Origin of the sequence: Alteromonas sp. LOR (assembly GCF_000753865.1) — a bacterium.
Lineage (GTDB): Bacteria > Pseudomonadota > Gammaproteobacteria > Enterobacterales > Alteromonadaceae > Alteromonas.
In genome coordinates, this window is sequence record NZ_JQFW01000015.1 from 37,720 (window position 1) to 54,714 (window position 16,995).

At 44.5% G+C, this 16,995-nt stretch carries 11 protein-coding genes; 4 read left to right on the plus strand and 7 right to left on the minus strand.

Features of this window, described 5'->3' with window-relative positions; translation table 11 throughout:
• Positions 1 to 104 precede the first annotated feature (104 nt).
• A complete protein-coding gene (locus tag JV36_RS0105505) occupies positions 105 to 1,298 on the plus strand; it encodes a patatin-like phospholipase family protein (RefSeq protein ID WP_081926542.1) in 1,194 nt (397 codons plus the stop codon).
• Positions 1,299 to 1,585: 287 nt separating this feature from the next.
• Positions 1,586 to 3,178, plus strand: coding sequence for an ABC-F family ATPase (locus JV36_RS0105510; protein ID WP_032096404.1), 1,593 nt, complete (start codon positions 1,586 to 1,588; stop codon positions 3,176 to 3,178).
• 158 nt (positions 3,179 to 3,336) lie between these two features.
• Here JV36_RS0105510 and JV36_RS0105515 read toward each other — a convergent pair whose 3' ends face one another.
• The gene (locus JV36_RS0105515) at positions 3,337 to 4,272 is read right to left on the minus strand and encodes a BadF/BadG/BcrA/BcrD ATPase family protein (protein WP_052010208.1); all 936 of its coding nucleotides are present in this window, start codon (positions 4,270 to 4,272) and stop codon (positions 3,337 to 3,339) included.
• A 325-nt stretch (positions 4,273 to 4,597) separates the two neighbouring features.
• Between JV36_RS0105515 and JV36_RS0105520 the strand changes: the two genes are divergently transcribed.
• Positions 4,598 to 5,356 (plus strand): MipA/OmpV family protein, encoded by a 759-nt coding sequence (locus JV36_RS0105520; protein WP_235207780.1) that lies wholly within the window; start codon positions 4,598 to 4,600, stop codon positions 5,354 to 5,356.
• A 58-nt stretch (positions 5,357 to 5,414) separates the two neighbouring features.
• Here the strand turns inward: JV36_RS0105520 and JV36_RS0105525 are convergent, their stop codons facing one another.
• From JV36_RS0105525 to JV36_RS0105550, 6 genes are all read right to left on the minus strand, one after another.
• A complete protein-coding gene (locus JV36_RS0105525) occupies positions 5,415 to 5,918 on the minus strand; it encodes a CreA family protein (RefSeq protein WP_152561555.1) in 504 nt (167 codons plus the stop codon).
• A 120-nt stretch (positions 5,919 to 6,038) separates the two neighbouring features.
• Entirely contained in the window at positions 6,039 to 6,929 is an 891-nt protein-coding gene (locus JV36_RS0105530; protein ID WP_052010207.1) for a GGDEF domain-containing protein, read from the minus strand.
• Positions 6,926 to 7,732, minus strand: coding sequence for an alpha/beta fold hydrolase (locus JV36_RS0105535; RefSeq protein WP_032096403.1), 807 nt, complete (start codon positions 7,730 to 7,732; stop codon positions 6,926 to 6,928). The genes JV36_RS0105530 and JV36_RS0105535 overlap by 4 nt, the downstream gene beginning before the upstream one ends.
• 190 nt (positions 7,733 to 7,922) lie before the next feature.
• Complete coding sequence (locus JV36_RS0105540) at positions 7,923 to 11,714, minus strand: AAA family ATPase (protein ID WP_032096402.1); 3,792 nt, start codon at positions 11,712 to 11,714, stop codon at positions 7,923 to 7,925.
• Entirely contained in the window at positions 11,711 to 13,066 is a 1,356-nt protein-coding gene (gene sbcD / locus JV36_RS0105545; protein ID WP_032096401.1) for an exonuclease subunit SbcD, read from the minus strand. The genes JV36_RS0105540 and sbcD overlap by 4 nt, the downstream gene beginning before the upstream one ends.
• A 282-nt stretch (positions 13,067 to 13,348) precedes the next feature.
• A complete protein-coding gene (locus JV36_RS0105550; protein ID WP_032096400.1) occupies positions 13,349 to 15,619 on the minus strand; it encodes a TonB-dependent receptor in 2,271 nt (756 codons plus the stop codon).
• Between the two features lie 343 nt (positions 15,620 to 15,962).
• Here JV36_RS0105550 and JV36_RS0105555 point away from each other — a divergent pair, with 343 nt between their 5' ends.
• Positions 15,963 to 16,979 (plus strand): LacI family DNA-binding transcriptional regulator, encoded by a 1,017-nt coding sequence (locus JV36_RS0105555; RefSeq protein ID WP_032096399.1) that lies wholly within the window; start codon positions 15,963 to 15,965, stop codon positions 16,977 to 16,979.
• The last annotated feature ends 16 nt before the right edge of the window (positions 16,980 to 16,995 follow it).

The window sequence follows — 16,995 nt, forward strand, 5'->3', positions numbered from 1 at the left end:
CTGTGTTTTTCCTATCGCTGCGATTCATTCTTTCAATTTTCGCATTGGCGTAAAACGCCATATCCTTTGGTTCATCTTAACTATCTATCGAACAGGTAACCAAAATGAACACTCCAGCCCCATCGTCAGTCTCACCTCAAGCAAACGAGCGTACTAAGTTAGCGCTTATTGCAGAAGGCGGGGGACAGCGTGGAATTTTTACCGCTGGAGTGCTCGACGCGTGGTTGGCTGAAAATTACGACCCTTTCGACATGTTTATTGGAACCTCAGCAGGCTCGCAAAACTTAACCAGCTTTTTAGCGCGGCAAAAAGGATATGCGAAACGATTAATTAGAGGTCTGTCGCGTCACAAACGTTTTTTTCAAGTTGGCCGCGGCTTGGTGGGTAAGCACATTGTCGATTTAGATTGGTACTTTGATAAAACCAAGGAAACAAATCGACTATTAGATTTTAGCGCCGCTACTGAAAATTTAGGAGACAGGGAGCTATTAATAACGGCTACAAACTCTCGAGATCGCAAGCCTTATTTTTTAAGCCCTACAGGTAGCGCTAATCAATGGCGTGAACTTCTAAAAGCGTCTAGCGCATTGCCTTTTTTGTATAAGCAAGGCGTAGCGCTAACAACTGACTACAACGCTAGCGCTTATAACGCCTCTTCGAATAACGGTGAACGCACTAGCGTTTCTAGCACTAACAGAGCGTTAGCGAGGAAAGGTTTCGCTAAAGGGCCTACAAAAGGTGAACAAAATGCCAGTTGTAGTGAGCCAACGGCACCTACATCAGATTTTTACTTAGATGGCGGTTTGGCGGCTCCCCTCCCCGTGCGAGAGGCGTACGAGCGCGGCGCGAAGAGAATTGTTGTTATTCGCACTGGTGATATTAATTTTCAGGCGCGCTCAGCGTGGCTACACAAATTGAAGTCATTAGTGTGCGCAACGGGTCATTGCCCCAAAACAATTAATTATTTAGTGCAGCACGAGGAAGCTTATCAGCAAGAGTTGGCGTTTATCGCAAACCCACCAGCAGATGTAGAGATTATCCAAATATTTGCTGGCAAACCCTTGCACAGTAAGCTTCTTGGAAGTACTGACAGCGACTTGCGTCATGATTATAACGTGGGTGTAAGCGCAGGAAAGCACTTTTTAGCTCAGTATGAGGCCGCAAAAAACCATGATGTAACGCTACCGGCGACAGATGATTTAGCATTGCCAGCAACAGACGATTTAGCGCTTGTAGCGGCAATGAATGGCTCACCTATCAGCCAAACAGCATTTGGAGCCCACCGGCTGTCTGCTTAGAGTGCTGTTCTCTTTAGCGCACAGCTCATTTTAATGCACTGTTCCTTTTAATGCACTAGAGCAGCGCACTTGTCGAAAAAATGACTTTACGCCCTTTAAGGGGGCTAGTTTTTAGTGCTAAGGAATTAGGGCATGAATTAAGACATTTGTGTGAAGATAAGGGCAATAGCTCAAAATTTCCTCGACATATTGCCCTTATTTCCTTATAGTGCGCGCGCAATGCAAGCTGCCTCGGCGTACAAACGCGCCCAGCTTTATCTTCTGATTTACTCCCCTGGATACCTGTTTTGATAACCACCGCTAATATTACGATGCAGTTTGGCTCTAAGCCACTGTTTGAAAACATTTCTGCCAAATTTGGCAACGGCAACCGTTACGGCCTAATTGGTGCAAACGGATGCGGCAAGTCTACCTTCATGAAAATTTTGAGCGGTGAACTTACACCGACTTCTGGCAATGTCTCTATGGCACCGGGTACTAAACTCGGTATTTTAAGTCAGAACCAATTCGCATTTGAAGAATTTAGCGCAGTTGACACCGTTATCATGGGTGACCGTGAATTATGGGAAGTAAAACAAGAACGCGACGCCATTTACAGCAAGCCTGATATGAGCGAAGCAGACGGTATGCGTGTTGCCGATCTTGAAACTCAGTTCGCCGAAATGGACGGTTACACAGCTGAAGCCCGAGCAGGCGATATATTAAGCTCTGCCGGTATTGATGAAAGCTACCACTTTGGCCTAATGAAAGAAATTGCACCGGGTAAAAAAGTGCGTGTTCTTCTTGCTCAAGCCTTGTTTGCAGAACCTGATATTTTGCTACTTGATGAGCCAACCAACAACTTGGATATTTACACCATAAGCTGGTTAGCAGAAGAGCTAAACAAGCGTAAATCTACCATGATCATTATTTCCCATGATAGACACTTCTTAAACTCTGTGTGTACTCATATGTCGGATATTGACTACGGTGAACTTCGTACTTACCCAGGTAACTACGACGATTACGTTCAGGCTGCAATGTTAGTACAAGAACAGCTGCACAACGAAAACGCGAAGAAATCTGCTGAAATTGAAGAGCTTCAGGGCTTCGTTGCACGATTCTCTGCTAATGCGTCAAAAGCAAAGCAGGCAACTTCTCGTGCTCGCCGTTTAGAAAAAATTGAATTGTCTGAGGTGAAAGCGTCGAGTCGCCGTAAGCCTTACATTGTGTACAAGCAACACAAAAAACTGCATCGCTTAGCCATAACCCTTGAAGAACTGGGCCACAGCTATCCCGACCTTCCGCTTTTCAGCAACGTTAACTTGTTGCTTGAAGCAGGTCAGCGCCTGGCAATTATCGGTGAAAACGGTGCAGGTAAAACCACGCTACTTAAAACCTTAGTAGACGATTTAGAGCCTACAATGGGTAACATTAAGTGGGCGGAAAACGCAGCGATAGGTTACATTCCACAAGACAACGCCAAATACTTCGCTAAAGATATGACGTTGTTTGACTGGATGAGCCAGTGGCGCAGTCCAAAGCATGATGACCTTCAAATAAAAGGCATGCTGGGACGCTTACTGTTTACTTCTGATGACTTTAATAAGAAAGTGCAGGTGTGTTCAGGGGGTGAGAAAAACCGTCTGTTGTTTGGCAAGCTAATGCTTCAAGATATCAACGTGCTTGTGCTAGATGAGCCTACTAACCACATGGATATGGAGTCTATCGAAGCGCTCAACAATGCTATTTACAAATTTGATGGCACGGTTATTTTTGTTAGCCACGACAGAGAGTTCGTTTCTTCGCTAGCCACTCAAATTATTGAAATAAAAGACCAAGAGCTTAACCACTTTGATGGTAACTATGACGAGTTCTTGTCGCATAAAGAAATAGCGTAAGTTAACGGTTAACGTTATATACAAAATAAGGTGGCGCAAGCCACCTTATTTATTTAAACCGCGCCTACCTTTCACACTATTGTGCACAAAGCACTTTTCCTATAGAGCCTGTTTCTATCGACCCAGCTACTATCGGCCCTACTCCTTTAAGAACGTTTTTACTTTACGCCTTCTTTCACTCTATCCTTCGCGCTATCCACTTGTGAAAAGTATCCTATTGCACCGCGCTGAGCGTTTGTTTTTGGCGTGCATAACGATTGCTGTATATCATTAGGCAATAACGGAATATAGGTTTGCGCAAGCCCACCCACCACACACACTGGCATTACTGATGAATCGCCCGCTGTTTTACAAAAACTTCGATAGTACTCGTTTAGCGTGTTTATGATGGAGTGAATGTAGCGAGCGCCTTCGCGAATAATCTCGGTAGCTGATTCGCAGCCTGCTTCATGGCATGCTGTAACAAGGGGTGCCAGCTCTCCATAATGACTTGGTTTATAAGAGGAGGTAATGGTAACAACATCGCTAGCTGTGCGTGCTTGAAGTTGCTCAACCACTCGTTTTGCAAGCGCGCTTTCTTGATGAACACCATCCATCGTAAGCAATGTATTTTTGACTGCCTGAAGGCCAAGCCACGCTGCGCTGCCATTGTCGCCTAAGCTAAGTCCATAACCACCAATATCTTTAAATGTGCCATCGCGATGACACGTAGCTGCCGAGCCAGTGCCGCAGATAATTAGGCCACCGTTTGCGCCTTCATGGGCACCAAAGCAGGCGGCATGCAAATCGCTCATTACGTGAATGCGTTTAAACGGCATTGGCAATGACAGAAAATAAGTCTTTGCTTTAGGAATGTTGGCGCCGGCAAGCCCTGCCATTACCACCAGTTCAGACAGAGAAAGCGACAGGTTGGCATCGGCTATTGCTGCTTTGCATGCACTCACTATTGATTGCAGTGCCTGTTGGGGGTCGCTCATTATATTTGATGCCCCAGAGACTCCCTCTCCAACTAACTTTCCATTGCTATTTTGCAACACAGCCCGACAGTGTGAACCTCCGCCGTCGATGCCAATAATGTATTCGTGCTTCACCATTTTCTCGTCAATTTACTTCATATTGCTTTGCTTCATATGCCTCCACTCTATCACAAGCGCTATCATCAACTAACGTGGTTTTTACCACGCAACACGAATTCTTTTCTAAAAGTCTGCCTGCAAGGGCGTAGTCTTAGGACAGCAGCAACACTTGGTTACACTCACTAACCCGTAGTGCTGATCAATTATGACCAAATGAATGTATTCTTGTTTATGGTTCTATTCTAGGTTCTGCTCTAGGTTCTGTTTTAAGTTCTGTTCAATCTCTGATTTAAACGTTGCTTTAAACGGTCGAATAAATTGCTATTAAAAAGGAGGCTCGAAATTGAAAATACAAACAAGTTTAATACTAGGCGGCTTGCTGTCAGCACTGACAGCTTCTACATTTACGTACGCCCAAGCTCCACAACAACCTCAAGGCTGGATGTATGGCTTTGGCATTAACGCATCGCAAGATGTCTATGCGGGATTCGATAACCGAATTGTTCCTATTCCTATTATTGGTTATGCCGGTGAAAAACTCAGGGTGTATGGGCCTTTTGTTAGCTACCAGGTATTTCAAAAAGAGGGCTTCTCAGTCGATGCACAATTAGTCCCCGTATTCGCCGGTTACGAGGAATCCGACAGCTTTATCTTTGAAGGAATGGACGATAGAGACTTTAGTTTTGCCGCTGGAATAAGTGCAAATTACAACACGCAAAGCTGGACATACTCCTTATCCACCAATGCCGATATGCTAGGAAAGTACGATGGTTTTCAAGCCACCGCAAGAATAGGTAAACAATTCAGAATAAATGGCTTTTTGATTGAGCCCTCTGTTGGCCTTAGCTTTCAAGACAGTAACTATGTGGATTATTACTACGGCGTGCGCCCTGAAGAAGTCACTGCATTTAGAGGTTTGTATGAAGGCAGCAGCGCGACAAACACCGAAGTAAGAGTAGCAGTGTCTACGGGTAAGTTTTTAGGCGGCATGACCCGAGTTGACGTGGGCGCTACATTTTTTGATAGCAGCATAAGCGACAGTCCACTCACCGATGACGACACTGCATTGAGCGCCACACTGGTTTACACCCGCATGTTTTAACCTGGCGCTCATTACCATGACAACGTTTATTGGCGCTGTCTTAAGCCAATATCAGTGCTTAATTAAACGCCTCGGTTTCCCATAAAGGCACTGTAGAAAGACTGTGTTTATAACTGCCCGATGTTTCTTTTGTGCTGTATGACAAATACATCAGTGTTTTTGATTCTTCGTCGTAAATGCGGCGAAGCTTCATGTTTTTGAAAAACACACTTTTAGACTTTCTAAAAATCACATCACCGGAGGGCGATTTATCGATATTCGCCAGCATTTCTGCGGTTATCGGTCCGGTTTGTCTGCAGGCGATGGCGCTATCAGACGGATCTGAAAAGTCTAAATCGGCTTCGATGCTTGAAATATGACAGGTAACGCCTGTCACTATGGGGTCGACTAATGCGTCTATTTTGATATCTTTGGTGGTAAATAATCCAAGAGACACATCCCCTACTTCACTGTCGCTGCAACCGGCTACGCCCCCAATCGCTAAAAAAGCTAAGAAAATAGTTCTACGCAGTAACGTACTTAATGTAGTTCCATCACTACCCTGTAAGATCAATTTTTTCATTTCCATCCTTTTTTGCCTTTTACATTGCATCAATCGCGTGCGTCGATTTAGCTACTTTGTACTTCTACTCTTTGAACCAAAAACGTCCATAAGCGCATGAAATAGAGTTATAGCAATCATTCAGCCTAATTGAGTTTGGTTTCTACCATTATTTTTTGCTTTATATAACGCGTCATCTGCTTTGCTAATTTTCTTAGCAATAACGTCTTTATCTCCTAGGTCTTGAGGCTCTATTGCAGCGACACCAATACTTACTGTGAGCTTTTTGCTATTCGGTAGACGAATTTTGTGAACGGCTTCATGAATTCGATCGCAATAATATTGAACATCTTGAAGATGGGTGTTGTAAAGCGCAACGAGAAACTCTTCACCTCCCCAACGAGCAACAAGGTCACTTTCTCTCACCACAGCAGTTAACATAGACGCCAACCTTAGTAGCACTTCATCGCCGTATTCATGACCAAAATTATCGTTAATGAGTTTAAAGTAATCGATATCGATAAGCACCAGGCATACGGGCACGTATTTGCGCCTCATAAATGTGATTATCTTGGTGAGATCAGTATTTAATGCCCTGCGATTTAGCAAAGAAGTCAGCGGATCTAAACGCGTTAAGCGAGTGAGCTCTTCCGTTTTCTCCTCTAAGCTTTCTCGCGCTAAGACCAGTTCTTGGTAAAGCTTATCCCGTTCTTCGGCAGGATAAACGGCCCAAAATAGTGTACCGCCAACTAAGCGTATATTCGCCACTGCGGGTATTCTATCGCCTCGTCGAGTGATTAACGTTAACTGCACCTCCGTAAAAATACCATTATTTATAAGAATCGGCTTTACATAACTTTCATAAAAAATAAGCGAGGCTTTCGATAGAACATCAGTCAACGTTAGCGAGAGCTCGTCGAAGCAAATGTGTAAAAATTGCTGTGCATAGCCATTACCTGATAGTACTTGAGTGCTTTCAAGATGAGTCACAAACAGCAGGCAGGGGAAGTTATCTACCTCTACTTGTCTCAATCGAGAAACTCCTCGATAGCACACGCCACTTGCTCGGGCGTTGTCATATGCAGGCAGTGCCCTTTAGCTTCTAAAACATTGAGTACCGAGTGCTCAATTGCTTTATGCATGTACTGTCCAACCTCAACGGATACCAGAGTATCGTCCTGACTTTGAAGTATGAGTGTTGGCGTAGTGAGCTTGGGCAATAAGTGCCTATCGTCAGCAAAAAACGTGGCTTTCGCAAAGGGTTTAGCATAGCTGGGGTCGGTCGAGCAAAAACTGCTTTCTAGCTCCTGTTTAAACGAATCACCATTCCCCTCTCCAATGGCTAAAGGAGCAAAATAACTCGCCCATCCAAGATAATTCTTATCCATTAAATTGATAAGTTCTTCTAAGTCCTCTTTTTCAAACCCTCCCATGTAATCGGGCGGTAAATTCAAGAAGCACGGAGAAGGACAGACCATGATCAGCTTGCCAATTAAGTCTGGACGTTCGATAGCTGCGTACATGCCGATGGTGCTGCTCACAGAGTGTCCAATAAAAATTACGTTGCTAAGTGCTAGCGAATCACAGATTTCTTCAACGTCTTTTGCATAACCGCTAAGCTGAGAATATCTTTTTTTATCGAATGCATTGAGGTCAGACTGCCCGCATCCAACATAATCAAACAGAACGATTTTGTAGCTTTCTTCAAAAAAGGGAATGAGGTAATCCCACATACGCTGATCGCAACCAAAACCATGAGCTAGCAAAAGAGTGACTTCACCCTTACCAGTAACGCGCACATTGTTGCGCTGTATGATATCTGTTTCTAAGTACATATCTGTTCTACCAACATTTTTTGCATAACAGGTGATTTGCTTACCCTAGCTGCCAGTTTTTTAGCACGATGTCCTTATCTCAAACCAACGCATTACTAACTTCTAAGAAACCAAGTGTAGCGTAAAATTACTCTCACTATATTATGCTAATAGCCTTTTCCGCTAAAAAAGCGGCCGAATGTTCTAAAAACTATACTAAGGTAGAAGGGACAGAATAGCGCTTTTCCAATGCACTTAACCCAACACCATTTTGCTTAATAACCTTTAACTGAGTAGGAATGCGCTCTTTCATGGCCTCAATATGGCTGATAACACCAATCATTTTGCCACTAGCATTAAGGTTATCAAGTGCATCTAAGGCCACGTCTAGGGTTTCAGCATCCAAGGTGCCAAAGCCTTCATCTAAGAACAATGAATCGATACTGGTTTTATAACTTACCAAATCAGAAAGAGACAGCGCCAACGCCAAACTCACCAAAAAGCTTTCGCCTCCAGATAAGGTTTTGGTATCTCTTAATACATCACCTTGCCATGTATCTACCACACTCAAACCTAACCCTTCATTCTCTTTGCGAATTAGCTGATAACGCCCGTGTAACTTATCAAGCTGCTGATTAGCCAGCACTACCAAGTTATCTAAAGTAAGGCCTTGAGCAAAACGTCTAAACTTGTCACCGTTGGCTGAGCCGATTAGGGAATGCAGATACGTAATATCGTCGTAATAGGCCTCAAAACGCGCCATTTCTTCTATTAATGTCTGCTGTTTTTCTTGTGCCTGTGCATTGGCTGATAGCTGCTGAGCTATCTGACCTTGGGTAGACAGCAACGCGTCTTTACGCTCATTTTTCTCAGCTATATTCTCGCTGACCTGCAGCGGCCCGCGGTCTTCAAGTAACTGGTGCCAGCGCTCAGCATTCTCGTTCCCTTTAAGCTTTTCTTGCTGCGTAACAGCATTGGCCACTAGTAATTCAGCATGTTGCAGCTTCTGCGAAATCGAGTGTTTGAGTGCAACAAGCTGCTCTCGGGTTTCTTCATCAAGCAGCGATTGAGTAAAGGCCTCCTCGCTTTCAAAGGGGCTTTTGTTAAGCAGGCAGTCAAAATCACTACGAGCAATGGCAAGCTGCTCTCGTTTAGTCATTAACTGTTCGATAAGCTGCTCTTTTTCCGCATCTAAGCGAGCAGCGGTATTGTTGGCGCCCTGCTGCTTGGCACGATATTCAGTTAACTGTTGCTCAATACGCTCTATGTTGTCAGCGGCGATTTTTCGCACTGCGGCTATGTTTTGCTCTGGGAATACCTCCTGTCGTTTAGCGTTGAATGACGACAGAGAATCTTCATATTGCTTTACTCTTTCAGTACTTTCTTTCAGCTGCTGCTGATAAGCCGCTATTTCACGGGTAAGCGTAGCTAAATTCTCGTTAAAGGCATTAATGCTTGGCAACAGTAACTCAAGCTCATGCTGCTTTGCTTTGTAAACGTTGAGTGCGTCGGCCTTTTCTTTTAACCATTGCGTTAGGTCTTGAGGTGCAGGAGCTGTAAATTCGACTCCAGTGTTTTTACCTTCAAAAGTATTATCATCAGAAGTATTAGCGCCAGAAATATCCGAATTAGCTCGGGTAACTTCGGCTATCGCTGCAATTAGTGCGCTTTCTTTTTCATTGAGTGCTCGCTGTTTTTCCTCAATATCTTTTTCCAGCTCAGCAATGGATGCCTGCACGTTTTGCTGTTGTTGTAACAGTAACTGGTGCTCACCATTTGCACTCGACAGTTCGCGTTGTGCATTGTAGTGCTTGGCTTTCTCGTCGGTTAACTGTTGCTCCGCCTGCTCAATATCTTTTAATTGCCGATTAAGAGAATCGATACGCGCTTTGTATGCGTTGCTAAAGCGTGTAAATTGAGCGTTGCCTTCTACGGGTATTTCACTAAATGCTGAGTCGATGGCGTTGCTAATCACTTCTTGCTGGCGTTGCCACTGCACTTTTAATTCTTCTAACCGCTTAGTAATAGCACTTTTATTTGCGAGGGCTTGTTCAATAGCCATCTCAGCTTTTGCCAGTGCTTCTTTGGCTTTTGTTCCCTCTTGCTCTATATCTTCTAACTGTTGTTTGAGAGCATCTCGCTTTTGCACTGTTGCGGGTACATCAATATTTACCGAGTCTACTTTGTGTTCATTTGCACCGCATACTGGACACGCCTCGCCGTCATTAAGTTGAGCACGTAAGTGCGCTACCTCGTTGTTCAGTGATATGATCTCATCGATTTCTTTTAATCTTGCTTTCGTATTTTTGTAGTCATCCACCAAACTGTCACGTTTGGCTTTTTGCGTCGCTTTTTCGTTTTCACGCGCTTCATCACCTGCCGCAATATTATTCACATCATCCGTCAGCGCTTTGTACTGTAGCTGCAAATGATCGCACTGAATAATGTTATCCCAGTGCTTAAGCTTTACTGCAACTTCATCACTCAGTGTTGCTTTTTCATCACCATTTAGCAGCAAATTAAGTGCATGTTGATAGCTCTCCACTTGCTCTTTAAGCCGTTCAGTTTCTACAGTGAATTTTGATACTTCATCAAAACGTTGGCTTACCTTTTCTGATAGCTGACTTAACGCGTGTGCATTTTCATTGCGCTTAGCGACCCACGAGTTTATTAACCCTCGTTCGTTATTTATGCTTACCGCAGATTCACTCCAGCCGCTTATATGCTCGGCAATGTTGCCGATGTGCCTGTGCGACTGTAAGTAAGACGATAACTCTTCTTTAAGCGCGCGCTGCTGAGAGAAAGCCTTTTCAATTCGCGACTTTTCTTGCTCTTGCTCACCAAGAGATGCCGTTAACGTAGATATGGTATTGGTTAACTCGCTCAGGGTGTCTGTGGTCTGCTGAATTTTATTGTCTATGGGCAACACATGGTTATTGATGCGTTCTTCAAGACGAGTATTGTTAGTCTTTGCTTCTTTCAGCGCTTCCTCGGCATGCGCTACAGACTGTTGCGCCTCACTGCATGCCGCCTGAGCATAAGGTAACTGCTGTTCTTTTTCTTTCAGTCGCCCCTCATAAACAGTCACATCATCTTGAATCGATTTATATTTAAAATAAGGAACTCGTAGCACCTCGGCAGGTTCACTTTGTGCTAATTTGTCCAGCTTGCTTTTTGCCTCGTCTGCGTCACTCTGCGCAGCTTTTTGTAGATGTTGCGCTTCATTTACGGCGTGTTCATTTTCTTTAATCGCATCTTGCCACTGCTTTTGCTGGTGCAATACGTGAAGCTCTGCAGATAAATCGGCAATGTGTTGTTTGGTCTGCGTGAGTTCATCATTTAGGGTCTTAGTTTCATGTTCGCTAAGCAGGGTTACGCCCTCTAACATTAACCCAAAGTCTTTCTTTTTTTGTTTGGCTTCAGAAAATTGGGCATGAACCGCTTGAGAAATTTGACCGTAAATTTCTGTTCCCGTGAGCTCTTCTAATAGCTCGGCTCTGTCATTTTCATTAGCATTCAAAAATGCCGCAAAGTCGCCTTGAGACAGCATCATCGACTTAGTAAAGCGGGCAAAGTTAAGCCCAGTAAGTCGTTCTACTTCATCACTTTTAGGTCGAACCTGGGTTGCTAATACTTTGCCAGTGTCTACCTCGGCGAGTTCAACGTCGGCACTTTGCAAATTGCCATCGGCCTTGCCTCGCGCCCTGCGCATACTCCAAAACGCACGATAAGCTTTGCCTTTAATATCAAACTCCACTTCTGCTAAACACTCTGCCGTGCCGCGAGTCATAATATCGTTGGCCGTAGAAGAGATAGTGCCTAAACGAGGCGTTTGATGGTAAAGCGCTAAACAGATGGCATCGAGCAATGTGGTTTTACCCGCACCGGTTGGCCCGGTAATAGCAAATAACCCATTATCAACAAAAGGTGACTGGGTGAAATCTATCTTCCACTCGCCCTTTAGGGCATTTAAGTTTTTAAGTCGCAGGGTTAATATTTTCACTTCGCCTGCTCCTTATCTGCTTTGCTGCTATTAACAAGAGCGTCATTGTCCTCGTCATTAGCGTGAACTCGCTCTACTGCCTCTGAAAACAGTTGTGTTATGCGCGCTTTACGGTTTGTTGATGATGCTTGAGTGGATGTGTTTTCATCTGGCTCAGGGCTATTCTCCCGCTCAAGGCTGTCAAAATCTTCGAGGGCCAACCGCGCCTCAAACACCTCTTTAACCGACAGCTCGCTCAATTGCCTGTTTTTTGTTTCACTTAAGCTTTTCGTGGCGCTTTTTCTCACACGCTTGAGTTGTAAAATTTCGGCGTTTTTATCTTCTAACAAAGCCTGTATACGCTGTTGCAAATCCGTAAGGTAATCTTGGGTTTCAACTTCAATACACAGCCACACAGGCGAAAGCTCTGTGGCATCAGCAATAGCGCTGCTGCTATTAATTCCTAATTCAATACTCGCTAAATCTCCTTTAATCACCTCCATAGCTTGAAAGCGCGGAACGGGAACCGGCGTGATAGCGGTTTGGCCAGATGAAAACTCCACCATAACAACCTGCTTTTGCGTATTCAGTTCATCAAAGCTTAAGGGTATTGGCGAGCCGGAGTAACGAATATGCTCGGTTTTAGCCACCTTCTGTGGACGGTGGATATGACCTAAGGCAATGTAATCGGCCGGAGGGAAGCCACCTGCATCGAACCCTTCTAACGTACCGATATAAATATCCCGCACGCTTTCAGACTGACTGACACCCAGCGCAGTTAAGTGGCCTGTAGCAACTATGGGAATAGTCTCGGCCTGCCGCTGTGTTTGTGCTGCAATCGAATGTCGAAGCGCAATAGCTTGCTGATATAACATCGCGTAATGCTGCTTTATTGCTTCACCCAACGCATGGCGCTTATCTATCGCACTTTGTCCTGCTGTACTCACCAACACATCTTTTGGGCGAATAAACGGCACGGCACATAAAATAGCGCCAACCTCATCGGCGCTATTTTTAAGCGCAATAACCTGTTCGGCGCTATCACCAAACGTGCTGGCGATAACGTGACTATTTAAATACTTAAGCAGCGATTTACTCTCGTTAAGTACAGAAACAGAGTCGTGGTTTCCCCCCAGTACAACAAGAGTGCATTGCCGACCTTGCAGCGCACCAATAAATGCATGATAAAGCTCTCGTGCGTAGCTAGGAGGCGTACCTGTATCAAACACATCGCCCGCCACAATCACCGCATCTATTGCATGAGTGTCGACTTCATTTAAAAGCCATTTCAAAAATGCGTCATGTTCGTGCTTTCGGCTTTTTGTAAAAAAGCTCTGCCCTAAATGCCAGTCAGACGTATGCAATATTTTCATGTAATTGGAGAACCAGAATGCGTTTGGAAAGAATAAAGTGACGTATATTGAACTCGCAAAGTGCTGTTAAACAGACTCAAGGAGTTACCGTTGAACTATAGAGATATTCTACTTTTATGACAATGGGCCATATGAATTTGCAAGGAATGTAATCCTGTGAGCAGCTGGTATATTTTAAACTGCTAACTCGAGAAATGCTGACCGGAAGTGTAAGTAGAATATACAAATAAAAAAGGCTGGCGTGTTTAGCGCCAGCCCTTTGGTTTTTCTAGCTAAAAGCATTTAGAAAAATAGATATGACACGCTAAATCTTACACTGCGCGGCATAATGAAACGGCCATTAGGTGCTTCTGGATTACGAGGATCACCCTCTGTAATGCCCTGTTCATCGGTTAAGTTATCAACCGACAGTTGAAGGCGAAGCGATTCTGTTGGGTCTAAGGTCATACCCACATCAATTTTTTCGTAACCCTCTAGTACAACTGTGTTCTCGTTGTTACCAAAGCGGTCGTCTACTGCAGACAGGGTTCCATACACTGTTGCGTACATGTCACCAATATCAAAATCGTAGCTTGGCGTCACACGCACCTGCCAACCTGGCTGGCGCTGGGCCTCGTTACCTTCATTAGTCGCACTTGCTGTAATTTCAGTTTCTTGAAGCGTTGCATTAACACTTAAAGAGAAGCCAGAGTCATGGCTGTATCTACCATCTAGCTCAACACCGTAGGCTTCATTAGTAAGAATTTCAGCTGGCGCGCCAGGTCGGCGTACAAACGTATCACCTTCAACTTCATTCGCGAAAGCAGTTGCAAAAAATTGCACGCTATCGTTCATAAATTTATAGCCCAATTCCGCTTGCATGATCTCCTGAATGAGGTCGTTTCCGCCAGTATAAGCCCCCCAGTTGTCACGAAAATCATCGAAGTACGGCATTTTGTAACCGCGGTTGGTGCGAATGAAAACGCCGCTGTTATCGTTTAAAGCGTAGTTCGCTCCTAAGGTCCACGATGTTTTGGTTTCATCGTATTCAAGGGCTTTGGTGATTGTGCCGTCTAAACCTTCATCCACTGAGTAATTCACTTCGTGATTCTCACGGCGTAGGCCTAAATCGATGCTTAAGTCGGTTGTCGCATACCATTTACTGGTTGCGTAGAAAGCAAACGTGCTGGCATCGCCTACCGAGTTAATATCGTAGTTAAAACCACATCCCTCAGCACTGTTATTACATTCGATGCCATCAAGCAATTCACCGCCTGGTTGCAACACGTGATAAGCCGTATTACCTATGCTCCACCAGTCTTCTGATTTAGTTGATGCACTGTAAATACCGAATGAAGCATCAAAATCTTCCCAGCTTTTCGATATCGCTAAATCGTTAGTAAATGACTCTATGTCTTTAAGTACAACCCAACGACCAATTTGCTGAATGGGCGTATCGCCTGCGTAAGTGGTGCTTGTTACGGCGCCAATTGCCGACTCACCATTATCGGCTACGTCTGAAACCGTGACTGCAGCGCCATTTGGAACAAGACCAAACGTGTTTGCTTCACCCTTAGTTAGGTTAAAGCGGTCGATAAGAAACCAGTCATCACCCAACTCAAGCTTCAAGCTTCCGCCACTCACATGACCGTCCCAGCCTCGCCCATCACCAAAATCAAACGCCTCGGTAGTATCGTCTGGACCATAGGTAATTGTGGCTTGTCTGTTAAGTGGGCCTATTTGAGTATAATTAGCATCAATACCTTCGACGTTAAGCGGTGTAGGTAAATACCAAGTGCCACGGTCATCAGTTTGACGGGTGTATAAGTTAAGCTCGCCTTTATCGAACACCTTAGTAATGTTCACGGTAAACTGATTACCCTGCTCTGAATTGAAGCCGGCATCTCTGATCCCTTCAGAGCTTTTAATATAGCCACCTACCATGTAGTAAAGATCGTCAGCGAGTGCACCACTTGCTACTACGTCAACACGATTAAGCCCGTAGTCCGACACTGTGTACTTTGCCATTGCTTCGCTAGACTCTCCACCACGCTTCATTCTGAAGTTGGTCGTTAGGCCTGGCTGACCGTTACTCACTACTGGGTTAGGTCCACCGCGCAAACCTTCTACCATTTCGATGGTTTCATCGATACGGAAAAGCTGAGAGTTTTCTAAAAACGATAGGGTTGGCGCTGGGTAAATAGGCGACCCGTCAAGCGCTATTGTAAGAAATGGTGCGTCGCCGCCTCCAGGGAAACCACGAACAAAAACGTTGGCACCAGACTCACCACCAGAGCTCTCTACCCATACTCCGGGGATGGCTTTAAATAAGTCGGCGGTAGACTTAGGGGCTAACTTTTCAATGTCGCTTGCGTCTATGTTTGTCACAGCGAAGCTTGCGTCAATTTTTCTAATCCCTGCCCCACCTGGCGTACCACTTACCACAATGATTTCGGCGTTTTCTTCGGCGAGTTCCTTTGTGGTTTGTTTGGATTCTTCTTGTGCGATAGCAGGTTGTGCAAGTGCCACTGCAATAGCGCTGGCGAGTGATGCTTTTGTAAACAACGTTTTCATGGTGTGTGCTCCCGAAAATGTTATATTGCGTTGTTAACTGAATGCGTATAACACGTTTATAAAATGTTATTCACATCACGAATTGACAACAAAATAGATCCATTTGCAAACGATTGCAAACGATAATTGAAAAAATTGCAATCGTTTGCATTTTTTTAATATTCAACAGAACGTCTATTTTATACAAGGTGTTTGTGCGCTATATTGTTAGCTTATTGATACGATAAGCTTTAATGCGTAAGAGTTGGCACAACTTGGCCGCTGTCGGGCTATCTACAATCAATACACTCATTATGCAAAAGATGCCCTGCATAATAAGAATTAACATTAGAGAACGTAAACATTGACTGCTGATACAAAACTGACGCTAGCTAAACTTGCTGAATTGGCCGGAGTGTCTACCTCTACTGCGTCTCGAGCGCTAAAAGATAACCCACTGATAAGAAAAGAAACTCGCACAAAAATTCAGGCGCTCGCTAAAGAGTATAATTTCAGCATTAACGCCGCAGCCAGTAGATTGCGAACACAAAAAACCAACGTGATTGCCGTTATTCTCAACCTTATCGACAATACTGAACAAAGCACCACAGACCCATTTTTACTTAAGTTAGTCGGCGAATTGAACCAGGCGCTAAACGCCAAAGGTTACGAACTACTGCTGTCTAATTCTTTTATGGCCTCCGACGATTGGGCTAATTATTTTATTCACAGTCAACGGGCCGATGGCATTTTGGTTATTGGACAAGGTAAAACCACAGAAAAGATTGATCGTGCTGCTAAAAGTGGCGTGCCCATTGTGGTATGGGGAGACACTAAAACTGATGCTGGGTACCCCATTGTGGGCGGCAATAATTTTTTAGGTGGCTATGAAGCAACCAAGTACCTCTTGAGTCAGGGGGCGAAGCGAGTGCTATTTCTCGGTGATTCAGAACACGCAGAAATGCGAGAAAGACTTAGGGGCTTTATGCAAGCTCACGAAGAGGCCAACATAGTGCCAGACTTTTCTCATGTAGGCGCTATTGATATAACTTCAAAAACGGCTTATCAGTACATGAATGATCGGATAAAGGCTAACGGCCTCGATTTCGATGGCATTGTGTGCGTCAGTGACATGGTAGCACTGGGTGCTTTAAAAGCACTTAAAGAGCGCTACGTCGGCATTCCAAGCGATGTAGGCATAGTGGGCTATGACGATATATCACTAGCCGAGCTCATGCACCCTGCACTCACTACCATAAGGCAAAATACTCAGCAAGCCGCTACACTTATGGTTGAGCAGCTACTTAATCAGTTAGAAAATAAGCCAACCGAAAATCAAGTGGTTGAAACTTCGCTCATTGTAAGGCGTTCAACTAAATAAACGCAGTCGCTTTATT